Source organism: Metabacillus sp. B2-18, from assembly GCF_021117275.1.
Taxonomy (GTDB): domain Bacteria; phylum Bacillota; class Bacilli; order Bacillales; family Bacillaceae; genus Metabacillus.
In genome coordinates, this window is the sequence record NZ_CP088245.1 from 4316846 (window position 1) to 4341173 (window position 24328).

A 24328-nucleotide genomic window follows, 5' to 3' on the forward strand; every position below is an offset into this window, starting at 1 on the left:
ACCTGCTCTTTCACCCTCTATTTCGTCGTTCACCACACCCACAAACAACACTCCAAAAGCTTGTCCACACCCAGACCTTAAAAAGAAAAGACCACTAGTCATGACTAGCAGCCTCTCCTCCCCTGTTTGCCAGCTCTTCTTTTGTATAGATGATTCTCATGGGGTTACCGCCGACAAATGCTCCTGCTGGGACATCTTTGTGAACAAGAGTTCCTGCTGAAACAATGGCCCCATCTCCGATGATCACACCTGGTAAAATCGTTGAGTTAGCGCCAATTAGTACTTCGCTACCAATTTCAACATCTCCGAGGCGGTATTCATTAATCAAATATTCATGAGCTAAAATCGTGGTATTATAGCCAATTACCGTGTTTTGACCAACTGAAATTTTTTCTGGGAACATCACATCAAGCATGACCATAAGGGCGAATGATGTTTGATCGCCAACCTTCATCCGCAAAAAATTGCGGTACAGCCAATTTTTCATTCCTAAAAACGGTGTATACCTCGCAAGCTGAATCACAATAAAGTTTTTAACAACCTTCCAAAACGGCACGGTTTTATATACATGCCATAATGAATTTGCTCCTGTGACAGGATAACGTGTTGTTCTTCTCACCTTATTCCACTCCGACTATTGGTAATAGATCACTCATTGTTTCAAGTAAGTAATCGGGATTGTGGCTGCTAATGTAGTCTCTTCCTTTAATGCTCCACGCAACTCCCGCTGTTTTAGTGCCAGCATTTTTACCTGCCTCTACATCATGGTGATTATCTCCGACCATAATGGCTTCCTCAGGTTTTGATCCTAACTGCTCCAATGCTTTTAGAACTGGCTCTGGATGTGGTTTTGCATTTTCAACATCATCAAGCGTGACAACTACATCAAAAAACTGATCAAGCTTTGTTAATGTTAAGCCCATATTTACAGTGGCACGAATTTTCGTTGTGACAATACCTAGCTTAAAACCTTTTTCCTTCAATGTTTTTACTGTTTCAAAAACGGTCTCATACTCTTTTACAAGAACATCATGCTGTTCATGATTGAATTTGCGGTACACTTTCACCATTTCTTCCACTTTTTCAGCGTTAATGCTATTGAACGTATCATAAAGAGTTGGTCCTATAAACGGTAACACATCTTCTCTTTTATATTGATTCGGGTAATACGAATGTAAAGTATGGAGAAAGGATTCAATGATTAATTCATTTGTATTGATTAATGTTCCGTCTAGGTCAAATAATAGAGTATTAATTTTCATACGTCGCTTCCTTTCTTCTTGGTGCTGCTTCAAGTTTTCGCCAAATTGCGGCAACTGTTATAGTTAAAATAATGGCTACTGATAAACGAATAGCTAGCAATGGCCAAACTGGGATCCCCAGTGGAATGAAGATTAACGTATCCTCTACAACAGCATGACAGGATACTAGAAAAATAAATGCTAATGTTAAATCTTTATAGCTAACACCATCTTCTTTTACAGCCTGAATCATGACACCTGCTCCATATGCTAAGCCAATTGTAAGGCCTGCCACTAAGGTCATCGATGTGTTTTCTTTCATCCCAAGCATGCGAGTAACAGGGGCCATCCATCTTGTAAATACATTTAATAAACCTAAATCTTTCATATATTGAATCACAATCATTAGCGGAATAACGATAAGTGCTAATTGAACAACACCTAATGCTGCCTTTTGTAAAGCTAACCCGATAATCTCTAGCCATCCATCTGGAGTTACAGCTGTTTGACTAACAAATCCGTACTGAGCCATCTCGCTTCCACCTTGCCAAACAAGGTTAATAATGATAGCTGAACTAAAGGCAAGGCCAAGTCTAACAAGCAAAATAATCCAAAGCTTTAAACCGACCTTTGCCGCAACAGAGGATTCCACTAATAGATTGTGTGAAAACGAAAGCATTGTGGCTAGTATAAATACTTCTTTTACACTTAAATCCAAAGATAAGATCGCACCAATTCCTGCATAAAGATTTAGGAAGTTTCCGATAACCAATGGAATTGCCGCTTCTCCTGAAAGCCCAAAGATCCCCATTAGAGGTGAAATAAGCTGAACAATCCAATCCAGAATTGGCGTATACTGCAGCAAGCTCACAACTAATGTAATTGGAAAAATAACCTTACCCAGTGTCCATGTTGTTTGTAAGCCAGATTGCAGACCGGTTTTAAAGCTTTTTCCCACTTCAACCCTCTCCCTTAATGTTAAGCAAACTTATTGACTCGTATCTAAATATCTTACATTAGAATAGCCTTTTAAACGTCTGAAGATGATAATGCCTACAGCAACTGCAACAAGAACAATTGAGATGACTTGCGCAATTCTTAACGTTTCTGTCAGCATTAAACTGTCAGTTCTTAGTCCTTCAACAAAGAATCTTCCTACTGAATACCAAATCACATAGGTTAAGAAAAGTTCCCCGCGTCTGAAGTTTGCTTTTCTTAGTAGCATTAATCCGATAAATCCAGCGAGATTCCATAATGATTCATATAAGAAAGTTGGATGATAATACTGACCATTAATATACATTTGATTTACTATGAAATCTGGTAAAAACAATCCTTCTAGAAATTCTCTTGTAACGGGACCACCATGTGCTTCTTGGTTCATAAAATTACCCCATCGTCCAATCGCCTGCCCAAGAATAATACTTGGTGCCGCAATATCAGCTAGCTTCCAGAACGAAAGCTTTTTCACTTTTGCAAATACTGCTCCAGTAATAATCGCCGCGATCAACCCACCATGAATCGCGAGACCGCCATTCCAGATTTTTATAATATCGCCCGGGTTTTGAGAATAATAATCCCATTGAAAAATAACATAATAGGCTCTTGCTCCTAAAATGGCAATTGGGATCGCAAACAGAACAAGATCAACAAATGTGTCTTTATGCAGTCCGCGTCGTTCACTTTCTCTTACAGCAATAAGTAAGGCAAGCAATGCGCCCAAGCCGATAATCACACCGTACCAATGTACTTGAATCGGACCTAATTCAATGGCTATCGGGTTAAGTGGCTTAATACTTTCTTCCATTTCTTCAACTCCCTGCATATGTAGTTTCTATGTATATCCATCTTTTGATTACCTTTGACCAACCATCCTTATTTTACTTTTTATCGATCAAGAATACTACCTTATTATTCCAAAACAATAGAACCGGAGCGATGACTCCGATTCCACATGGTTAGTATTCCTTATTCTTCCTCGTTGTCTCCATCTTCAATCACACCGGCAAGCTTATTTGTAAATTGCTCCGCTGCATTTACACCCATTCGTTTTAAACGGTGATTCATCGCAGCTACTTCGATAATAACAGATAAGTTACGTCCAGGACGAACAGGAACTGTTAGCTTGGTAATATCTGTATCAATGATTCTCATTTTATCTTCTTCAAGACCTAGGCGGTCGTACTGTTTATTTTGATCCCATAGTTCTAAGTTAATCACAAGTGTAATACGTTTAAAGCTTCGAACCGCACCTGCACCGAATAGTGTCATCACATTGATGATTCCTAGTCCTCTAATTTCTAATAAATGTTCAATTAGCTCAGGGGCACTTCCAATAAGCGTATCCTTATCTTCCTGACGTATTTCCACACAATCATCTGCGACAAGACGGTGACCGCGTTTTACTAGCTCAAGGGCTGTTTCACTTTTACCAACACCGCTTTTTCCAATAATTAGAACACCCACACCATAGATATCAACTAACACTCCATGAACAGCAGTTGTTGGGGCAAGCTTTCCTTCAAGGAAGTTCGTCAAATGACTTGATAAACGGGTTGTTTTCATCGATGAACGTAACACAGGAACTCCTTCACGTTCAGAGGCATCGATCAGCTCCTGAGGAGTTTCCATTTCTCTAGTCACAATAATGGCAGGAGTAATCTCTGTACAAAGCTCGTCCATACGATGCTTTTTCTCTTGCGCGGAAAGCTGGTGAAAAAATGATAATTCCGTCTTACCAAGTAATTGAACACGTTCTTTCGGATAATATGTAAAAAAACCAGCCATCTCAATACCAGGACGTGACAAATCACTTGTTGTAATTGGACGATTTATTCCTTCTTCTCCACTAATCACTTCAAAATTAAATTTGTCAATAAGATCCTTTGTGCGAACTTTTGGCACGGTGTGTCCTCCTTTGTTAACTAGAAAGAAAATCTTTCTATGTTCATTAATATCTGTTTAAATCCTTGCTAGTCTTCAGTTTCTTACACCAAATACTTGTTCATCTGGAAAGAAAGACTTCTTTTTCTATTCTAGCATTAGTGTCCTGCTTTCCAAAACTATTTATTAGATAATCAGAAAACTCTCCTACTGGTGAGCCTGTAAGGTGTAGTAGCTACTAATTAACGTATAAAAAAATGGTGCATTTCATCATGAAATGCACCATCATTTATTAACGAACGAATCACCCCAAAACGTAACATCGTTCTTTCCATTTTCTTTTACTTCATAAAGGGCATGATCCGCTCTCTTAATTAATTCTTCTGATGATAATTCTTCCTCATTATAGATTGAGATTCCAATAGATGCTGTAATATAGATTTGATGATGTTCAAAAACTATTGGTTGTTTTAGCTCAGCTTGAATTTGAGAAGCAATGTTTCGAACAACTTCCTCATCACTTGGAATTGAAACAATAATAACAAATTCATCACCACTTAAGCGGCAAACAATATCTTTATTTCGAATGCTTTTTTGAATTCTTTTTGAGAATTCGATCAAAATGGCATCACCGCCAGCATGTCCAAACGTATCATTTACTTGCTTAAAAGAATCAATATCAAGGTACATTATAGCCATTTCCATTGAGTGGACCTTAGATTTTCTCATTTCGTCTTTTAATAATTCATTAAAATAATATCGGTTTGGCAGACCTGTTAAAGAATCATGAAAAGCTATATTTCTTAATTCTTCTTCATACTTTTTACGTTCACTGATATCTCTTGACACAATAATCGTTCTTTTTTTATCCTCATCAACTACATAAGAACCCCTTAATTCCATCCAAATCAAACAGCCACTTGCGTGTTTATAACGAAGCTCTGTTTCTAGAACTGTATTTGTTTTTTCTAGCTGTTCACCCCAGTTCATAAAAGAAAGTATGTCATGTTCAGAAATGAATACCGAAATATGCTTGTCCAGACATTCTACTGAAGAGTACCCCAACAACGGTTCTGAGGAAGGTGAAACATATGTGATTGATTTTTGATTATCAAGAATCATAATTAAGTCTGATGTATGATTGGCAATAAATCTATATTTTTCTTCACTTTCCCTTAACTTTCTTTGGGCCTCAATCTGTTTTGTTACGTCCTTATACATTCCGACCGTGCATACTAGCTCCCCATTATGATTATGCACAGGACAGTAGGAGGATACAATATCAATCACTTTCCCTTCCTTTGTCACCCGTTGCGCTTCATGATATTTGATGATTTCACCTTTTTTCATTCTTTCTAAAAAGCCTTTTTGCTTCTGGAGTGTTGGCAGAATTGGAGGGTGTGGGTTACCGATTAATTCTTCAGTGCTGTAACCAAGAATTTCCTCAAATGCAGGATTTGCTTTTAATAGAGCCCCATCCGGAGCAATTAAAAAGATGGCATCATTCGTATTATTCCAAATGATTTCAAGTTCATCAATGGAGGTAATTTCTTTATGATCGGATACGATGTAACGTTTGTTTGAGTTCAACACAATTCCCCCGTAATTTATGTAAAAAATAGAACGTTAGTTTTTATAGCTCTAATTATAATAAAAAATATCTATAATAGGAAAGTTATAACATGTTAAATTTTAACTTTTTTCAAATGTCCGCTACTCTAACCTATCAGAAAGTCTATATACACAGTGAAAGAATAAGTAAAAATTGGAGGTTTTAGCATGAGGATCATGATTGATGCTGGACATGGCTACAGCACCCCTGGTAAACAAACCGTTGATGGTATGAAGGAATATGAATTTAATCGAGCCGTTGCCATTGAAATGAAAAAAATATTTACAAGCTACCAAGGTGTCACAATTTACTTTTCACACTCAGACGAAAAAGATGTCCCTATCATCGAAAGAACAACAATGGCAAATCAAGCAAAGGTTGATTTATTTGTCTCTATCCACGCAAATGCACATGGCAATGGAAAGGAATGGACTTCTGCAGAAGGAATTGAAACATTTGTATATATCTCTAGACCAAAAACTGCCCTTGGTTTGGCATCAAAAGTACAAGCAGCATTAATTCACCGTACTGGTCGGAAAAATCGAGGAGTGAAATCAGCAAGCTTTTATGTTTTAAAAGCAACAAAAATGACAGCCATTCTTTGCGAATGCGGGTTTATGACAAACAAAACAGAGGCAAAGCTATTGCGGACTGCTGATTATCAAAAATCATGCGCCAAAGCAATTGTTGAGGGAATTGAATCATATTATAAGCTTAGTAAGTAAATAAAAAAGTGATGAGATCAACCTCATCACTCTTTTTGATATGCTACCTTCTCACCTGTAAGATGTTTATAGATGTTCACTTCAAAATACGTAGTTGCAATCATCTTCTGCGTTCTCTTCACATTAATGTCCATTGTAAACTGTTCTTTATCTGGATACTTTTCAGGATCATAATAGTGATACTGATTCAAATAAGGGGAATAGGTCCCAACATCAATTGAGTTTGTTTCTTCATCAATATGAAGCAAGCGTAAAAACCCATTTCCTCCTTCTCCACCTTTTTGATAATCCGCAAGAATTTGATATACCTTCCGATCAACATCTCCATCTTGATTATCATCAAGCTCATCAACCTTTAGCTGACTGCTATGATAATGACCGCATAGAACAGCAACAACATTTTTATTTGGAACAACCACTTTTTCAAATAATTCATTTCCTTCACGACTTCGTTTTCCGTTCTTTTTTAAATACTCATGAAACGAGAGAATCGCTGTTCGATCAGAGTGTCGCTGAAGAACCTTATTCATCCATTTCATTTCTTCTTCCCCAATATCCCAGCCCATATAAACAAAGATATAATCCTTTCCATTTGCAGAAATCAAGTCATAATGACCCCGATTATCATCATAAGAGCCGCCATAATAGGATTTATGCTTAAATCGATGTTCACCAAAATACTGCTTATATTTTTTGAAATCGTCTCCTTCGTCATGATTGCCCGGGAGAACTCCATAAGGAATCTTCGCAACATCTAATGTATTCATATAAGCACTTGCTCGTTGCCATTGCTTTTCATCATGAGCTTTATTGACAATATCGCCGGTATGAAACACATAACGGATATTCATCACATCTTTGTTTTGAGCAATCCATTCTGTGATGCTTTTAAAAATGGCGGGATAATCCTGTGCATAATATTGAGTATCTGTCATCCAAACAAACGAATAATCATAGCTTTTTCCATGTTTCGGAAGCTGATCTTGAACAATCACACTGATTCTACGGTCTTGCACGTATTCATCTGCTTTTATCGTTCCATTTAACGCAAATTCTTCATCACTAGCTATCGTACCATCAAGCTCCGTCCACTTTTCATTTGCTACATTCCAGGCATACATGGTAACTTGCCTTCCCGGAAGTGACTTTCCCTCCCAATGAAGTGTTACCTTATCCGCCGGTTTTATATTTCGGTTCACCTTTACGTCAAAGCGGTGATAAGGAAATTTTGTGATAGAGTCTGTTCGATTCACATCACTGTTTTTCTCTATTAGCGAAAGATACTTTTTATAGGAAAACTCTTTTTCACCCTTGGGAGCAAAAACTTTAGGTGGTTCCGTTGATGTTGCATTTTCACTGACCACTAAAGAATCTTGACTAATTGAATTGTACTGATGAGCATGATAGTAATTTTGTACCACACTCACTTCCCTGCTAAGTGAAAGCTGGTACTGATGATCAGAAGGAAATGCTGCAGGTAAAAGAAAGGTCATACAAAGAATTGAGATAAGCTTTTTTAATCGTTGTTTGAACATGCTACTCACCCAGTACTAGTATGTGCAGGATGAGGTAGTTTTACCAAAGGTTGATGAAAGAAGTATTTTTAGGAATTGTCTGTTCAATTCACCTGATGCATTCAACTTCCATAGACTTAGTTGCTATGTAACAGGTGTTGTGTAGGTTGATTCCCGCTCTAGGTTGCTCGCTCCAATCAACCTTAATAAGTTTATTGTTCATAAATATTATTTCGAAAGTTTTCTAACTGAATCTGATAAAATTGGTTTTGATATTTTCTTATAAGTTCATCTATTCAATGCCTTGAAAAAACTATGAAAACAACTAAAAAAGAGCAAGACTACTCTCACTCTTTTTAAACAAACGTTTATTTATCCTTCTTCATCGGCTCTATAATTCCCTTTTGAATCAACAAATGAAGAATGGAAATAAAAACAGAGGCTAGTAAAGCTGTACCAAAGCCATCGATAACAAAGGAATCTCCCATTAACCCTTGAGCGATCATAAGAGTTACTGCATTAATAACAAATAAAAATAACCCAAGCGTTAATACCGTAACAGGTAATGTTAATAAAATTAAAAATGGTTTTACTAACACGTTAAGAATAGACAAAAGTAAGCTTGCTCCCAAAGCTGCTGCAACACCACTTAATTGAAACGAATCAAAAAATCCTGCAACAACAATTAATATAAGCGCATTTACTAGAATACTTATAAGCCATCTTATCATCCTAATAATCCGTTTCTTCTGGCATTAAAAAGATCGAGACTATATAAATCAGTGCCAATGGAAAAAATCCAGTAAAGATTAATAAAACAACGAACAATATTCGTAATAGTGATGCATCAATACCTATATAGTTTGATAAGCCTCCAAGTACACCTGATAACTTCCGATCATGACGTGATCGAAACAATCTTTTCATTTTCCATCATCCTTATTTATTTAATTGTAATAGATCCTGTTTTTGAATCTGCAAAAACAGTTAATTTCGCTTCGTGTGCTGTTCGAAATTTCAATTCTTTTTGAATGGTTTCATTCTTTTCAAAGGAAACTTCGACATTCTTTACTTTTGTGGAAAGAGCCCCTAAATTCGACTTTAATTCCCCGATCATACTGGTGTCCTCAGGTACATGAATATCAATGTTACCTGTTGTTGTTTTAGCATAAAGTGTTTCACAATTCTCATCATGTAAAGTGAGCTGCACATTACCATTGAAACTTTGCGCATCCACTTTTTCAGCTGAACCATTAAACTGAATCAAGCCACTAATTGTTTCTGCTTCTATTTTACCAAAGCTCGAGTTTGCTACTTTAATTTGTCCATTCGCAGTCTCAAATTCACCTGTTGTCGCTTTTATATCTGAGAAGGAAAGAACACCATTTGCTGTTTTCGCCTTGATTGTCCCTACTAGTAAACCTTCCCCTCTTATTGGTCCATTAAACAACTTGATCTTTACTCTTTCATAAGATTGCTGCGGTACTCTTATATACACATTGATTTTCATCATTTTTTTCTCTGTAAAGAAAATAAAACGATTTCCTTCCATTTGGCAGTCAACACCTGTTAAAAAGGTTTCTCTTGCCTGTTCATTGTTTTCAACTCGATAAACTTTCACATCACATTCGACTCGAATATCTTCTTCCTTCCATGGTTCAATTATGACACTTCCGTTTGGCAAGTGAATATCAATATCCTGAAAATCAGAGTCTTGAAACTGAAAAATATGTTTAAGATCAATAGACTTGCCAAAGTTTAAATCCAGGTCCATATCCTTTACTTTTTTCACAGCAGAATCAACCCAATCCATCAGCTTATTTCCTAATGATTGCTGTTTTGATTCATTTGTGTCATGTTGTTCTTGCTTATAGTCAGCTATGACCTCAGTTGAAAGAGCTGTGATCTTCTCTGCCTTCACTTTTTCTTCATTTTCCAATGATTCTATTAATGAAAGAGCCTCAACTGCAGATAGTTTCCCTTCTTCTACCAACTTTAAAATTCTTATTTTTTGATGCTTCATGAACATTCCTCCTCAGAAATTTTGTGTTTTTTAATCCCTAATTAAAAGCTGTATTCCTTTTACAATGTTCCAAATCCCAACAATCAAATTAATCAAACCTACAAAAAGAAATCCAAAAATGAAGGATAAAAATATTCCCTCCTGAGAAGAGCCAGCTCCTGCTGAAAAGAAGAGTACCATGACCACACCGATCAGTGACAAAAACGGTATGATATGTGACACGAGTGCTTTTTTCGCATGACTCTTAACTTCCAACTGATCAACAATAAAATAAATCGCAATCGGTAACAAAAAAGGCGCAAAGAACACGCTAAAGTAATTCAAAGATGCTAAAAATCTATTTGTTTTATCCATTTGTTCTTTTCACTCCCTTATCATTAATACGTATGAAAAGATAAGAGGTTTCAGGCTTTGATATGTATTTTTTCTATTTCCCTCAATTATTTATGATCTACATAAAGTTTGAAGAGCACTTCCCTTTAACTTTTTATATGTATTCGTCTTACTTGAAGACCATGCAAAATTGGTATATGATGGATATAAAAACATATACTAAAAGACGATTGGTGAACGTACACCAACCGCCTTTCATTGTTTCAGTTACTCCGCAGTGCAAGTTGCGGTGGCTGAGGCTTGTAGAACATAATACGATTAGCTCACTTCCTTCATCGCCAAATGTCAGGGTGGGCTAGTCGTTTTTATTTCCGCTGTTTCCTGTTGCGGCTATAATCGAAACGACCAGAGCGGCAAATGCAATCATCGTATCCAACTCTTCACGCGTGATGTACAAGGCATCACCCCCGATCTGCCCCGGGAGTAACCACCGCAGCCCAACCCCTGCATAGTAACTTGTTATATTATACCATTTTTAGAATCTGCTTTTTATCTCACTATTTTCCTATCTACTGCTAAATTATAATTTAAATTTATTGACAACTACCTTTAATTCCTCAGCCATTTGCGCAAGAGCTTGAGCTGATGCATCAATTTCTTCCATCGAAGCCAATTGTTCTTCAGCTGAAGCTGCTACCTCTTCAGAGCTTGCCGCATTAGCTTGGGAGAGTTGAGATATTTCCATAGCTGAATTGGTAATTTCATCAATGCTAGCCGATATTTGTTGAACAGTTGCTGTTACCTGTTCAATTTGTGGTGTCATATTTCTTGTACTAGAAAGGATTTGCGTGAACTTATCAGATGTTTGTTCTGATACTTTTACCCCTTCCTCAACATTCGTGACAACTTCATTCATGATGTTCACTGATTCATCAGTATCTTTTTGGACTAAGGCAATTAACTCTGCAATACTTTTTGTGGACACTTGTGATTGCTCAGCTAATTTTCTTACCTCATCTGCAACAACAGCAAAACCTTTACCATGCTCACCAGCTCTAGCTGCTTCAATCGCTGCATTTAAGGCTAATAAATTTGTTTGTTCAGCAATACCGCTGATCACATCTAATATCGAGCCAATTTCTTTTGATCGTTTTGATAATGAGGTCACTTTTTCGTTTGAACGACTAATAGACTCAGAGATAAACTTCATTTGTGCCAAATTATTTTCAACAAACGTTCCACCTTCCTCGGCTTCTTTTGTTGTTTGTCGTGATAGTTCAGACACATTTGCTGAGCTTTCAGAAATATGTTGAATTCCTTGTAAAACCTCTTGTAATGAAGTTGTGTTGCTTTCTAATTTTGTTGTGGTTTCTTCAGCCCCACTTGAAATCTCCTGAATTGCAGATGAAACAGTTTCTGATGCTCTACTTGATTGTTCCGCACTTGCATTCAATTGCTCTGCTGATGCCGCTACTTGATCAGAGCTTGTAGAAATCGAACTAATCATTTCTTTTAAGTTATCTGTCATTTGTTCAAAAGACTCATTTAGATAATAGATTTCATCTCTACTCTTAATCTTTAATTTTTCGACGTTTAAATCTCCAGCTGCTACTTGCTTTGCCATGTTTCCTAATTTTACAACAGGTCGTGATATGAGGATGGAAATAACAACACCACATGCAATAGCAAATAATAGGGCAAAAACACTTAAAATCACTACTTTCACTCTTGCGTTATCTGATGATTCATGTGTTTCCTTATATCGAACATCTAATATTTCTTTTAACCAATTATGCATTGAAAGGGTATCTTCTGTTAGACGAGTGCTTATAGGAACAATTTGCGCTAGTCCCTTATCAATAGCTTTCTCTTTATCAACTAAACTTTCATCCAGAATTTGATTTGCCTTTTCTCTAAACTCAATATTCGAGTTCTCAATTGTATTCAAACGATCAACCGTTTCCTGCAAAGTGGATAATTCTTTCCCTTTCAAAATTGCCGCATTAATACGATCATTCGCTTCATTCATTTTGTCTCGATAGCTATTATCACCATATAGTAAGAATGCACGATAATATCCTGATTGTAGCGCTGAATCGGTTTGAATAGATTGAGTAATTGCACGTACCTCATTAACAGTTTCAACAATATAATTGTATGATTCATTTGACTGCTTCATATTGGAATATGACACATATGAAGCGATCCCAAAGATCAATGAGACGATTAGGAAGCTTCCTATTAATTTCCGTTTGATTGTTAATTTCATGATGTAAATATCTCCTTTTGTCTGATTTAGTAAAAAACAAAAAAACACCTTTAATCCAAGCATGTACATCTTGGAATTAAACGCGTTATTAGCAAGTGGCAGGATCGCTACCCTTATACCAATATCTCTTCCTTATACAAAACTAAATATTATAAAGTAACAGGGTCGCTATTCTTTCCTAATATTATTCTCTGGTATTCTGATTAGCCATTACTAACATCAGCATAATTGCTTAATAACTGCGGTCTCCCTAGTAAAAAACCTTGGCCTAATGGAACGGATAGGCTTTGAGCTATCTGTAAGTCTTCCACTGTTTCTATGCCTTCGAGAATGACAGTATTATTATATCGTCTGCAATACTCTAATATTAAATAGATAAATGCTTGTTTTTTTTCTGACCGGTGCAAATCTTTGGAAAAATAGCGATCGAGTTTTATATATTCGGGGTCAAGCTCAATAATATCTTGTATATACGCTTTACCCTTTCCTACATCATCAAATGCAATACTAATACCATAATTTCTTAAAATAGCAATTCTCTCTTTTAATTGTGCAAGATCTCTAACAGTCTCAACCTCTGATAATTCAAATGTGATATTTCGATTGGATAGCAACTTTTCTGTAGCTAGCTTGTTTATGAAATCCAGAAAATCATGATGGAAAATAGTTGATGGAAAAATGTTTAGAAATAGCTTTTCTTTTGATTCATTCGGGCGAAACATTTTAAGAGCTTTGTAAACGGACTGAGTATCTAGTTGATATAATTGATTGTTTATGATTGCTTGTTGAAAAAATAATTCCGGATTAGAAAAATCAGTAGATCTTAGAAGTCCCTCATAACCAATCCTTTTCTTATCCTTTAATGAAAAAATAGGTTGAAAATGATGATAGATGTTTCCTTCGTTGATCGTCACGTAAATCCCCCCTTTGTTAGAAAAAAAGTGAACGAGAAGAATACTCGCTCACTTTACAATAGTAAAATATTCTCCGGCGGCTAGGCTACCATAGTAGATGATCTACCTTAGGTCCTTGGCTTTGCGCCCTTATTTTTCAATAAGTTTGCCTTTATCATTTTGTAGGTCTATTATACCACAACAAATTATTACAATTTCACCAACCGTTCGACAAATAATGACATTTTTCCCATTTACTATATTAACTCTACTTCTTAGATATGAAAAATAGATAAAGAGGCTGAACATATCATTCAGCCCCTACCTCAAATTAACCAAATTAACTTTGCGCTACTTCTTCTTTTTCTTTAATCAGATTTCTCATTCGCTCACGATCGCGCTCTATAATTGGCTTTAAATATTTACCTGTATAAGATTGTTCGTTATTCATAATATCCTCTGGTGTACCAAACCCTACGATCTGACCACCTTTGTCTCCACCTTCAGGACCAAGATCAACAATATAATCGGTACCTTTAATAACATCAAGGTTATGCTCGATGACAAGAACGGTATCACCATTATCCACTAGGCGTTGAAGAACTTTTAAGAGTCTTGCGATATCATCAACATGTAAGCCTGTTGTTGGTTCATCAAGGATGTAGAGTGATTTACCTGTTGAACGTCGGTGCAGTTCTGATGCAAGTTTCACCCTCTGTGCTTCCCCACCGGAAAGTGTCGTTGCGGGTTGACCAAGAGTAATGTAACCAAGCCCTACATCAAAAATCGTTTGCAGCTTTCGTTTAATCTTAGGAATATTTTCGAAAAACGTTACTGCATCTTCGACTGTCATTTCTAAGATATCAGAAATGTTTTTCCCTTTGTAGGTAACTTCCAATGTTTCACGGTTGTATCGTTTCCCATGACAAACTTCACATGGGACATACACATCAGGTAGGAAGTGCATTTCAATTTTAATAATTCCATCTCCACGGCAGGCTTCACAACGTCCACCTTTAACATTGAAGCTGAAGCGGCCTTTTTTATAGCCTCTAACCTTTGCCTCATTTGTTGTTGCAAACACATCACGTATGTCATCAAATACACCTGTATATGTTGCAGGATTGGATCGCGGTGTCCGACCGATCGGTGATTGATCAATATCAATGACCTTTTCAAGTTGTTCAATCCCTTTAATTTCTTTGTGCTCACCTGGCTTCGCCTTAGCATTATGGAGCTTTTGCGCTAGAGATTTATGCAGTACTTCATTGACTAATGTACTCTTACCTGATCCTGAAACACCAGTAACAGCGATAAACATCCCTAGCGGAAATTTCACATTCACATTACTCAGGTTATTTTCTTTTGCACCTTTAATTTCAATATATCGGCCATCAGGTTTTTTACGCTCGTATGGTAAAGGAATAAACTTTTTCCCTGATAAATATTGTCCTGTTAATGAGTTTTCATCACTCATGACTTCTTCAGGTGTGCCTGCCGAAATAACCTGTCCACCATGAATGCCTGCTCCAGGACCAATATCAATTAAATAATCGGCAGCAATCATTGTATCTTCATCATGTTCAACAACAATTAGTGTATTTCCGATATCACGCATATTTTGCAGGGTCTGAATGAGACGGTCGTTATCACGTTGATGAAGTCCAATTGATGGCTCATCAAGTATGTATAAAACACCTGTTAAACGTGAGCCAATTTGAGTGGCAAGACGAATTCGCTGTGCTTCTCCTCCAGATAGGGTTCCAGCTGCACGATTTAATGTTAAATAATCTAAGCCAACATTATTTAAGAAACCTAACCGTTCGCTAATCTCTTTTAAAATCAAATTCGCAATCGTCATTTCTTTTTCTGTTAGAGATAAATTTTGAAAGAATTTAAGTGAATCCTGAACAGACAGCTTTGTTAGCTCTCCAACATGGTTACCCTGAATTAACACAGCAAGAGATTCCTTTTTCAAACGATGCCCCTTACATGTTGGACAGTTTTGCTGTCCCATGTATTTCTCCATTTGCTCACGGATAAAATCAGAGCTAGTTTCTTTGTAACGTCTTTCTACATTGCGAATAACGCCTTCGAACTGAATATAATTTTCTCGAATTTGTCCGAAATCATTTTCATAACGGAAATATATTTCCTCGCCATCGCTGCCGTAAAGGATTTTATCTAGTAGGTGCTTTGGAATGTCCTTTACTGGAATATCCATATCAATTCCATAATGATTGCAGACTGCTTCAAGCATTTGCGGATAATATTGAGAACTAGTTGGTTCCCATGGGGCAATCGCATGCTGTTTCAAGGTTAAATCTTTATTAGGAATAACAAGATCTAAATCCACTTTAAGCTTTGAACCGAGACCATCACATTCCGGACATGCTCCAAACGGGCTGTTAAACGAGAACATTCTTGGCTCAAGCTCACCAATTGAGAAACCACATTGGGGGCAGGCATGATGCTCACTGAAAAGCAGCTCTTCTTCACCCATTACGTCGATAATGACTCTTCCTTCTCCAAGACCTAAAGCTGTTTCTAATGAATCAGCAAGTCGTGAAGCAACACCTTCTTTTACAACAATACGGTCTATTACAACCTCAATCGAATGCTTTTTATTCTTTTCTAAAGAAATTTCTTCCGATAATTCCTGCATTTCTCCGTCTATTCTTACACGGACATAGCCTTGTTTTTTAATGTCCTCGAACACTTTAACATGCGTTCCCTTGCGACCTGACACAACTGGAGCAAGAACCTGTAGCTTTGTTCGCTCTGGATACTCTAGAATACGATCAACCATTTGTTCAATGGTTTGGGACGATATTTCAATGTCATGAATCGGACATGTGGGACGCCCGACTCTTGCGAAGAGAAGACGCAAATAGTCATAAATTTCCGTTACAGTCCCAACCGTTGATCGTGGGTTTCGGCTAGTTGTTTTTTGGTCAATTGAAATAGCTGGTGATAATCCTTCAATCGCATCAACATCAGGCTTATCCATTTGCCCTAAAAACTGACGAGCATATGCTGATAAAGACTCTACATAGCGACGTTGTCCTTCAGCATAAATCGTATCAAATGCGAGTGAGGACTTACCGGACCCAGATAGCCCGGTAAGCACCACAAGCTTGTCACGCGGAATGGTTACATCTATGTTTTTTAAGTTGTGGGCACGTGCTCCCTTCACAACAATATGTTCCATTGCCATTATCGCTTCATCCTTCCGCTTTTAACTCTAAAATCAAATCACGCAGCTCAGCAGCACGTTCAAAGTTCAATGATTTGGCTGCTTCCTTCATTTCATTTTCCATTTCAGCAATCACTTTATCTCGCTCTTTCTTCGTTAATTTCGTTAACTTATTCGCAGCTGTTGCCTCGTAATCTTCAGGAGTTTCTGCAGCAGTTGTTGCACGAATAACATCACGAATTTCTTTTTGAATGGTTTGAGGAGTGATTCCATGCTTTTCATTAAATTCTATCTGAATTTCACGACGACGCTTTGTCTCATTAAGTGCAATTTCCATTGAATTTGTAATTTTATCGGCGTACATAATAACATGTCCCTCTGCGTTACGGGCCGCACGACCGATTGTTTGAATAAGAGAACGTTCTGATCTTAAGAAGCCTTCCTTGTCTGCGTCAAGAATAGCAACAAGTGAAACCTCTGGAATATCCAAGCCCTCTCTTAGCAGGTTGATTCCAACAAGAACATCATATTTCCCAAGACGAAGTTCCCGGATAATTTCAATCCGCTCTAATGTTTTTATTTCAGAATGTAAGTAGTTTACTTTAATCCCTATTTCTTTAAGGTAGTTTGTTAGATCCTCAGACATTTTTTTCGTTAGTGTTGTAATGAGGACACGTTGATTTTTTTCAACTCTTGAGTGAATTTCGCCAATTAAATCATCGATTTGTCCTTCAATTGGACGAATATCAATCGTAGGATCTAATAGTCCAGTCGGGCGGATAATCTGCTCAATCATCTCAGGTGAATGGTCCATTTCATAAGGACCAGGAGTAGCAGATACATACACAATATTTTCAATATGCTTTTCGAATTCCTCAAATCTAAGAGGACGGTTATCCATTGCAGATGGTAATCGGAATCCGTGGTCCACTAGCACCTGTTTACGAGCCTGGTCACCATTAAACATACCCCGAATTTGCGGCAATGTAACATGTGACTCATCGATAACAATTAGTGAATCTTCAGGAAAGAAATCTAGTAACGTATAAGGAGTGGATCCTGATGGGCGAAGTGTTAGGTGACGAGAGTAGTTTTCGATACCGGAGCAAAAGCCCATTTCCCTCATCATTTCTAGGTCATATCTCGTTCTTTGCTCAAGACGCTGAGCCTCTAGCAGCTTACCATTTTCACGCATTTCCTCTAAACGTTCCTCTAGCTCTGCTTCGATATTTTTTATGGCTTTCTCCATTTTTTCTTCTCTTGTTACAAAGTGAGAGGCCGGGAAAATGGCCACATGCTCGCGCTCTCCCATAATTTCTCCTGTTAAAGCATCAACTTCACGAATACGGTCAATTTCATCACCGAAAAATTCTACGCGAATGCATTGTTCATCTCGAGATGCCGGAAAGATTTCCACCACATCACCGCGAACTCGGAACGTTCCTCTTCGGAAATCAATATCATTTCGCTCATATTGAACATCTACCAATCTTCTTAACAGCTGATTTCGTTCAATTTCCATTCCTGTTCTTAATGAAACAACTAGCTCTTTATATTCTTCTGGCGAACCGAGGCCGTAAATACAAGAAACACTAGCAATGATGATTACATCATTTCGTTCAAAAAGAGATGATGTTGCCGAATGACGAAGCTTATCTATTTCATCATTAATGCTGGCATCTTTTTCAATAAACGTATCCGTTTGTGGAACATATGCCTCTGGCTGATAATAATCATAGTAACTAACAAAATACTCAACTGCATTATTTGGGAAGAAGTCTTTAAACTCACTGTATAGCTGCCCAGCTAATGTTTTGTTATGGGCAATAACTAATGTTGGTTTGTTTACTTCTTTTATTAGATTCGAAACGGTAAAGGTTTTTCCTGTACCTGTTGCACCTAGTAATGTTTGATGCTTTTTTCCTTGGTTAATTCCCTCAACTAATGCTTGAATTGCCTTAGGTTGATCACCTTGCGGCTTGTATTTTGAGACTAATTCAAATTGCTCGCTCACGCATAAGCCTCCATTCAGAAAATGTCAATATCAATAGTTTACCACAACTGTGTGGAAAATCACTAAAAATACGAACTAAAGTTCGTGTTTAGTTTTAAATTATTATTCATATTTGTATTCCGACTGTTAATTCAGCTAACGTAAAAACGCTGTCGTTCCATTGCGCTCCAGACACTTGCTTTCCGCGGGGAGGAAGCTGAGCCTCCTCGGCTTCGCCTGCGGGGTCTCAGCCTTTCCTCTACCTCCCGCAGGAGTCAAGTGTCTTCCGCTCCATTACACTATAGTTTTATAAATATTATTCAAAAAGAACAATTGTTACGGATAAGGATTTCTATAATACAAACAAGTTTATGTAAATAATTCATTTTTGCAACTTTCAAAGTCAATCTTGCAACCAAAGAAAAAAGAGCATACAGAGCAGCCCTTTTTCTTTAAGTATTTCTTTTTTAGTAAAACCTCAAACCTATTTCTTCTTTAGGAGGCTTTCCTTCATTTTTTTCGCATAGAAGAAGCCTATTCCTAGAGACACGATGTCAATAAAGTAAATACTCGGGCCGTGTGTGTAGCCTTTTATGTAAGAGGCTGTTAGTAATGCCGCCGTTAGGGCTGTTCCTACATAGTGGTTATAGCTGACACGTGTAAACAGAAGGACAAGAAGGAATGGCATAAAGATGGCTAAAATGATTTTGATTACCATATAATCCTCCTGTTAAATTGATAAATTGTAAAAATAAACAGCATCTTCTTTTTCATAGCCTAAGCTTTCATAAAGGGCCTGTGCTTTTACATTGTCTTTTGTTGTTTCTAATAGAATGCCCGCGGCCTTTGTTTCGACTGCAAGATCCTTTGCTTTATTCATCAATGCTTTTCCTACTCCATGACGGCGATGTTCTTCGGCAACAAATAAATCGTTTAATAGCCATTTGCGGTTCATTCCTACTGATGTGAAAATTGGATAAAGCTGAACAAATCCAGCAGGAGAGCTATTTTCCATCGCTAAGAAAATAACAGATTCATTGTTTTCGATTCTCTCTTTTATAAATTCTTTTGCACCTTCGAGATTTGATGCTTGTCCGTAAAACATTCTGTATTGATTGAATAACTGTGATACTTGGTCTAATTCATTTAAGGTCACTTTTAGAATATTCAATTGTTTTCCCTCTATTCCCTAACTTTATGTTTTCATCATATCATGGAAAATTGTCAAAAAACCACAAAAAGACTAATCCCCTTGAGGAATTAGCCTTCTACCTTACTTTTGTGATGTTACACCTTGATAGTCGTTTTCTTCTAATAAATCGACTAGTTCAATGTCTTTTTGATTTTCTAAGAAATAACGTAAAGTGAATTCATTTTCAAACAGGACAGCATACGCACCATAACGGTCACGAACAAGCATACTTCTCGAATCAAAGAAACGTTTATCAAACTTTTCACTTTTAATCCATCTTGGAATTCGTTCACCTAGTGGAGTGAACTCGATATCAACGTTATACTCTGCTTTCATACGGTATTCAAATACCTCAAATTGCAGCTGACCAACCGCACCGAGAATAATTGAATCATTCATTTCCTGACGATATAGCTGAATCGCCCCTTCTTGAACAAGCTGCTCAATTCCTTTACGGAACTGCTTTGCCTTCATCACGTTTTTCGCTTGCACTCGTTTGAACAATTCTGGTGGGAACTGTGGAAGTTCTTCATATTGATATGAATCTTTTCCCCCAATTAAGGTATCACCAATTTGATAGATATTTGGATCATAAATTCCGATAATATCACCAGGATATGCTTCATCAACTGTATCGCGGTCCTTCGCCATAAAAGCTTGTGTTTGATTTAACTTAATTGTTTTGTTCGTTCTGCTTAAGTTTACACTCATGCCACGCTCAAATTTGCCTGAGCACACACGGAAAAACGCAATACGATCACGGTGAGCTGGATTCATATTCGCTTGGATTTTGAAAATATACCCTGAGAACTGATCTTTTTCCGGCTCAATTAAGCCTTGATCTGTTTTACGAGGCTGTGGTTGTGCAGCAAATTGAAGGAATGTATCAAAAAATGTTTGAACCCCAAAGTTTGCAAGAGCACTACCAAAAAATACTGGCGTAAGCTCTCCTTTTTCTACTCGCTCAGGTGTAAATTCATTTCCTGCTTCTTCAAGCAATTCCAGTTCACCCAATGTATCTTGATAGATAGGATTCTCTTCAATATCCGTGTTAGCAAGGTCGTCTAGAGAGATAATTTCTTCCTCTTCATCACCTTTAAAGCAAACAAATTGCTTATTAAAGCGATCATGTATACCTAAGAAGCGTTTACCGCTTCCGACTGGCCAGTTCATTGGATATGACTCAATTCCTAGCACTTCCTCAATTTCTGAAAGAAGCTCTAACGGATCTCGCCCTTCACGGTCAAGCTTATTAATAAACGTAAAGATCGGAATACCTCTCATCCGACATACTTTAAAAAGTTTAATCGTTTGTGGCTCAACACCTTTTGTTGAATCGATGATCATCACAACACTGTCAACGGCAGTTAATGTACGATATGTGTCTTCACTAAAGTCTTCGTGTCCAGGCGTATCCAGGATATTCACGTGAAAATCATGATACGGGAAACTCATAACACTTGATGTAACCGAGATTCCACGTTTTTTCTCGATCTCCATCCAGTCTGATGCAGCAAACTTACCTGATTTTTTTCCTTTAACCGTCCCTGTTGAACGAATAATTTGACCAAAGAAAAGTAGTTTTTCTGTTAACGTCGTTTTTCCGGCATCCGGGTGAGAGATGATGGCAAACGTACGTCGTTTATTTATTTCCTGTTGTAAGCTCATTAGCAATAACCTCTTTTAAATAAATTCGTGCTTCAAATATACTACAAAGCGATCGAAAGAACAATTTGTTGTTTATGGCAAAGGGATTTCGTAGTTAGTTTATTCACCACAAAAAAAGCTGCCAATAATGGTTGCGGGTTTCCGTAAACTACCGAAACATATATAAATATAATCTGAAATGACCATCAATCCTCATATTGTTTTGATGGTCACTTTATGTTTTTATATAGAGTTTTGTCATTGCATTTACTTATTGATTAAACTGTTACCTAAGCTAAAGCATACACATTTCTCGTTTGCGTATACTTTTTTCACTTTTTCACTTAGAAAGGATACGCAAATGGAAAATAACTACAAGTTTAAGCTCTATTCATATTAAATTTCCCTTTTTCTGGATCTTACGAATGGTTTTAACCTGACTAGCTATGCAAAAGCATACATATTTCTCGTTTACGAATGCTTTTTTCACTTTTTCACTTAAAAAGGATACGTAAATGGAAAATAACTACAAGTTTAAGCTCCATTCATATTAAATTTCCCTTTTTCTGGATATTGCGAATGATGTTAACCTGACTAGCTATGCAAAAGCATACACATTTCTCGTTTACGTATGCTTTTTTCACTTTTTCACTTAAAAAGGATACGTAAATGGAAAATAACTACAAGTTTAAGCTCCATTCATATTAAATTTCCCTTTTTCTGGATATTGCGAATGATGTTAACCTGACTAGCTATGCAAAAGCATACACATTTCTCGTTTACGTATGCTTTTTTCACTTTTTCACTTAAAAACCATACACAAATGACTAAGTATTAACGATAGCTTCCCATTTTTTATTACAGAAAAAAGCAGAAGTAAAATACTCCTGCTTATCTTCCATATTTCCTAACCGCTCGTTTTCTCACATTATTTCGTTCATTCTTTGAATCAACTAAATTCCATGCAGTGGTATAACGATATTTCTTGCCCCATATAGAAATCAGCATGCGCATTCCTGTGATAAAGCTTAATAATAATAAGCTTACAATTAAAAATAAGATATCCATTTTATCTCCCCCAATCTTCCTTGTACACATTTATATGTGAGACGAGGGGAAACATTCTCAATAATTACAAGAAGAACTGAAGAAAGTAATAGACAATTCCTGCCAAAATAGCAGCTGCGGGCAGTGTTACCACCCAAGTAAAAATCATTGTTTGGGCTGTACCCCAATTAACTCCTTTTACCCGATTTGAAGCACCTACACCTAGTATAGAAGAAGAAATCACATGAGTTGTACTAACAGGTAGGTGAAAATAAGTTGCTGCAAAAATAATTGAAGCAGACGACAGATCTGCAGCAACCCCGTTAACTGGTCGGATTTTCATAATTTTGTTTCCAACCGTTTGAATAATTCTCCATCCACCAATAGATGTACCCAATCCCATTGCTAAAGCACAGGAAAATTGTACCCAAAACGGAATATCCATTGTTTGATGATAGTTATTGGCAATAAGAGCTAATGTGATAATCCCCATTGCTTTTTGGGCATCATTTGTCCCATGTGTATAAGCTTGAAAAGCAGCGGTTAAAATTTGAATTCTCCTAAATCGATTATTCGATTTTGTTAGCGAGTGATTTTTGAACAGCACTTTAAAGAGACTAAACACAACATATCCAACGATAAATGCTAGAATTGGTGAAATTAGCAGTGATTGAACAATTTTTGTAAATCCTGAGTAGTTAATACTTCCAAAGCCAGACGCGGCAATTGCTGCCCCAACAATTGATCCAATAATTGCGTGTGAAGAGCTGCTCGGTATTCCGTAATACCATGTAATCAAATTCCATGCGATTGCAGAGACAAGGGCTGATAAGATCACAACAGATCCATTTTCTAATGTGAATGGATCCACAATCCCACTTGTAATCGTCTTTGCCACACCCGTAAACGTAAGTGCCCCAATAAAATTCATAACAGCTGCAAGAATGACCGCATGTCTTGGTTTAAGCGCTTTTGTTGAAACACTCGTTGCAATCGCATTTGCCGTGTCATGAAATCCATTGATAAAATCAAAAGCTAAAGCGCCTACGACAATGAAGCATGTAATTAGTAAGGTCATCTCCATCTAGCTCGGCTCCTTACGCATTTTTCATCACAATGCTATCAAGTGTATTTGCCACTTTACGACAGCTGTCAACGATGCCCTCGAGAGATTCATAGATGTCTTTATACTGAATGATTTTAATCGGATCTTTTACGGTAGCAAACAGATTTTTCACAGCCGTACGAAGTAAATTATCACTATTTGTTTCATGTTCTTTAAGCTTTATTGAATACGGTGAGATGGCTTGTAATTTTTTCTGTGATAAGCATGTAACCGCTAATGAAATTTCTACGGCACATTGATGGTTAATGTTCACGAATTTTCTCATGTGCTCGGTTACATTTGTGACGGAATACATTTCAAAAAGTGCAGCAGTATGTTCAATACCGTCTAGTACGTCATCGATATCGATCGCAAGTTGAAGGATGTCCTCTCTGTCGATTGGCGTGATAAACGTTTGGTTAAGCTCTCTCGTAATCGTTTGAATGAGCTCATCACCTGTTGATTCATACTCTTTTATTGCTTCTAAGAAAATCTGTAACTCATGATGATTTGAAATGTTTTGCTCAATGCAATACTGTGTTGTTGATTTAAGATTGTCTGTCATTTTTAATAAAAGCTCTGAAAATTTATCTTTTTTACCCTTTGAAAACACCGTTTATTCCCCCAAGAAACCTTGTCCTTATTTATTGATACG

Annotated in this window: 22 protein-coding genes and 1 riboswitch; of the genes, 1 reads left to right on the plus strand and 21 read right to left on the minus strand. The window is 37.1% G+C overall.

The window, feature by feature from the left end:
* Nucleotides 1–94: 94 nt before the first annotated feature.
* From LPC09_RS21855 to LPC09_RS21880, 6 genes are all read right to left on the minus strand, one after another.
* Nucleotides 95–619, minus strand: a complete 525-nt coding sequence (locus LPC09_RS21855) for an acyltransferase (RefSeq protein ID WP_231308274.1) — start codon at nt 617–619, stop codon at nt 95–97.
* Nucleotide 620: 1 nt separating this feature from the next.
* Nucleotides 621–1262: a pyrophosphatase PpaX gene (gene ppaX / locus LPC09_RS21860; protein WP_231308275.1), complete on the minus strand. Its 642-nt coding sequence runs from the start codon at nt 1260–1262 to the stop codon at nt 621–623.
* Nucleotides 1252–2199: a nucleoside recognition domain-containing protein gene (locus tag LPC09_RS21865; RefSeq protein ID WP_098799194.1), complete on the minus strand. Its 948-nt coding sequence runs from the start codon at nt 2197–2199 to the stop codon at nt 1252–1254. The genes ppaX and LPC09_RS21865 overlap by 11 nt, the downstream gene beginning before the upstream one ends.
* Before the next feature lie 30 nt (nt 2200–2229).
* On the minus strand, nt 2230–3048 hold the full coding sequence (gene lgt, locus LPC09_RS21870; RefSeq protein ID WP_098799195.1) for a prolipoprotein diacylglyceryl transferase: 819 nt from the start codon (nt 3046–3048) through the stop codon (nt 2230–2232).
* A gap of 161 nt (nt 3049–3209) precedes the next feature.
* The gene (gene hprK / locus LPC09_RS21875) at nt 3210–4145 is read right to left on the minus strand and encodes an HPr(Ser) kinase/phosphatase (protein ID WP_121663515.1); all 936 of its coding nucleotides are present in this window, start codon (nt 4143–4145) and stop codon (nt 3210–3212) included.
* Nucleotides 4146–4409: 264 nt separating this feature from the next.
* A complete protein-coding gene (locus LPC09_RS21880; RefSeq protein ID WP_231308276.1) occupies nt 4410–5714 on the minus strand; it encodes a diguanylate cyclase domain-containing protein in 1305 nt (434 codons plus the stop codon).
* A gap of 189 nt (nt 5715–5903) precedes the next feature.
* On the opposite strand from LPC09_RS21880, the gene LPC09_RS21885 reads away from it, so the two are divergent.
* The gene (locus LPC09_RS21885) at nt 5904–6461 is read left to right on the plus strand and encodes an N-acetylmuramoyl-L-alanine amidase family protein (RefSeq protein ID WP_231308277.1); all 558 of its coding nucleotides are present in this window, start codon (nt 5904–5906) and stop codon (nt 6459–6461) included.
* A 26-nt stretch (nt 6462–6487) separates the two neighbouring features.
* On the opposite strand, the gene LPC09_RS21890 is transcribed toward LPC09_RS21885, so the two are convergent.
* From LPC09_RS21890 to LPC09_RS21960, 15 genes are all read right to left on the minus strand, one after another.
* Nucleotides 6488–7996 (minus strand): metallophosphoesterase, encoded by a 1509-nt coding sequence (locus LPC09_RS21890; protein ID WP_231308278.1) that lies wholly within the window; start codon nt 7994–7996, stop codon nt 6488–6490.
* A 347-nt stretch (nt 7997–8343) separates the two neighbouring features.
* Nucleotides 8344–8706: a phage holin family protein gene (locus LPC09_RS21895; RefSeq protein ID WP_121663519.1), complete on the minus strand. Its 363-nt coding sequence runs from the start codon at nt 8704–8706 to the stop codon at nt 8344–8346.
* 1 nt (nt 8707) lies between these two features.
* Complete coding sequence (locus LPC09_RS21900; protein WP_231308279.1) at nt 8708–8902, minus strand: PspC domain-containing protein; 195 nt, start codon at nt 8900–8902, stop codon at nt 8708–8710.
* 16 nt (nt 8903–8918) lie between these two features.
* On the minus strand, nt 8919–9998 hold the full coding sequence (locus tag LPC09_RS21905; RefSeq protein ID WP_231308280.1) for a DUF4097 family beta strand repeat-containing protein: 1080 nt from the start codon (nt 9996–9998) through the stop codon (nt 8919–8921).
* Between the two features lie 30 nt (nt 9999–10028).
* Entirely contained in the window at nt 10029–10352 is a 324-nt protein-coding gene (locus LPC09_RS21910; RefSeq protein WP_231308281.1) for a magnetosome magnetite crystal formation protein family, read from the minus strand.
* A gap of 559 nt (nt 10353–10911) precedes the next feature.
* Nucleotides 10912–12600 carry a methyl-accepting chemotaxis protein gene (locus LPC09_RS21915; RefSeq protein WP_231308282.1) on the minus strand — a complete coding sequence of 563 codons (1689 nt, stop codon included), beginning with the start codon at nt 12598–12600 and terminating at the stop codon, nt 10912–10914.
* 203 nt (nt 12601–12803) lie between these two features.
* Nucleotides 12804–13514 (minus strand): EAL domain-containing protein, encoded by a 711-nt coding sequence (locus LPC09_RS21920; protein WP_231308283.1) that lies wholly within the window; start codon nt 13512–13514, stop codon nt 12804–12806.
* Nucleotides 13515–13586: 72 nt separating this feature from the next.
* Nucleotides 13587–13674: riboswitch (cyclic di-GMP riboswitch) on the minus strand.
* Nucleotides 13675–13833: 159 nt separating this feature from the next.
* A complete protein-coding gene (gene uvrA / locus LPC09_RS21925) occupies nt 13834–16710 on the minus strand; it encodes an excinuclease ABC subunit UvrA (RefSeq protein ID WP_231308284.1) in 2877 nt (958 codons plus the stop codon).
* 7 nt (nt 16711–16717) lie between these two features.
* A complete protein-coding gene (gene uvrB, locus LPC09_RS21930; RefSeq protein WP_098799206.1) occupies nt 16718–18703 on the minus strand; it encodes an excinuclease ABC subunit UvrB in 1986 nt (661 codons plus the stop codon).
* A 463-nt stretch (nt 18704–19166) separates the two neighbouring features.
* Entirely contained in the window at nt 19167–19400 is a 234-nt protein-coding gene (locus LPC09_RS21935; protein WP_176551213.1) for a DUF2198 family protein, read from the minus strand.
* A 12-nt stretch (nt 19401–19412) separates the two neighbouring features.
* Nucleotides 19413–19853 carry a GNAT family N-acetyltransferase gene (locus LPC09_RS21940; protein ID WP_098799207.1) on the minus strand — a complete coding sequence of 147 codons (441 nt, stop codon included), beginning with the start codon at nt 19851–19853 and terminating at the stop codon, nt 19413–19415.
* A 102-nt stretch (nt 19854–19955) separates the two neighbouring features.
* Complete coding sequence (locus LPC09_RS21945) at nt 19956–21542, minus strand: peptide chain release factor 3 (RefSeq protein WP_098799208.1); 1587 nt, start codon at nt 21540–21542, stop codon at nt 19956–19958.
* A gap of 870 nt (nt 21543–22412) precedes the next feature.
* On the minus strand, nt 22413–22589 hold the full coding sequence (locus tag LPC09_RS21950) for a hypothetical protein (protein WP_231308286.1): 177 nt from the start codon (nt 22587–22589) through the stop codon (nt 22413–22415).
* Nucleotides 22590–22653: 64 nt separating this feature from the next.
* Nucleotides 22654–23652: an inorganic phosphate transporter gene (locus tag LPC09_RS21955; protein ID WP_231308287.1), complete on the minus strand. Its 999-nt coding sequence runs from the start codon at nt 23650–23652 to the stop codon at nt 22654–22656.
* Between the two features lie 13 nt (nt 23653–23665).
* Complete coding sequence (locus tag LPC09_RS21960; RefSeq protein WP_231308288.1) at nt 23666–24286, minus strand: DUF47 domain-containing protein; 621 nt, start codon at nt 24284–24286, stop codon at nt 23666–23668.
* Nucleotides 24287–24328: the final 42 nt, after the last annotated feature.

Excerpts from the sequence above, each read along its gene's own strand:
- lgt (WP_098799195.1), bottom strand. The coding sequence starts at position 3,048 with ATGGAAGAAAGTATTAAGCCACTTAACCCGATAGCCATTGAATTAGGT.
- uvrA (WP_231308284.1), bottom strand. The coding sequence starts at position 16,710 with ATGGCAATGGAACATATTGTTGTGAAGGGAGCACGTGCCCACAACTTA.
- LPC09_RS21895 (WP_121663519.1), bottom strand. The coding sequence starts at position 8,706 with ATGATAAGATGGCTTATAAGTATTCTAGTAAATGCGCTTATATTAATT.
- LPC09_RS21955 (WP_231308287.1), bottom strand. The coding sequence starts at position 23,652 with ATGGAGATGACCTTACTAATTACATGCTTCATTGTCGTAGGCGCTTTA.
- LPC09_RS21900 (WP_231308279.1), bottom strand. The coding sequence starts at position 8,902 with ATGAAAAGATTGTTTCGATCACGTCATGATCGGAAGTTATCAGGTGTA.
- LPC09_RS21945 (WP_098799208.1), bottom strand. The coding sequence starts at position 21,542 with ATGAGCTTACAACAGGAAATAAATAAACGACGTACGTTTGCCATCATC.
- LPC09_RS21910 (WP_231308281.1), bottom strand. The coding sequence starts at position 10,352 with ATGGATAAAACAAATAGATTTTTAGCATCTTTGAATTACTTTAGCGTG.
- ppaX (WP_231308275.1), bottom strand. The coding sequence starts at position 1,262 with ATGAAAATTAATACTCTATTATTTGACCTAGACGGAACATTAATCAAT.
- LPC09_RS21890 (WP_231308278.1), bottom strand. The coding sequence starts at position 7,996 with ATGTTCAAACAACGATTAAAAAAGCTTATCTCAATTCTTTGTATGACC.
- LPC09_RS21905 (WP_231308280.1), bottom strand. The coding sequence starts at position 9,998 with ATGAAGCATCAAAAAATAAGAATTTTAAAGTTGGTAGAAGAAGGGAAA.
- LPC09_RS21915 (WP_231308282.1), bottom strand. The coding sequence starts at position 12,600 with ATGAAATTAACAATCAAACGGAAATTAATAGGAAGCTTCCTAATCGTC.
- LPC09_RS21885 (WP_231308277.1), top strand. The coding sequence starts at position 5,904 with ATGAGGATCATGATTGATGCTGGACATGGCTACAGCACCCCTGGTAAA.
- LPC09_RS21935 (WP_176551213.1), bottom strand. The coding sequence starts at position 19,400 with ATGGTAATCAAAATCATTTTAGCCATCTTTATGCCATTCCTTCTTGTC.
- LPC09_RS21950 (WP_231308286.1), bottom strand. The coding sequence starts at position 22,589 with ATGGATATCTTATTTTTAATTGTAAGCTTATTATTATTAAGCTTTATC.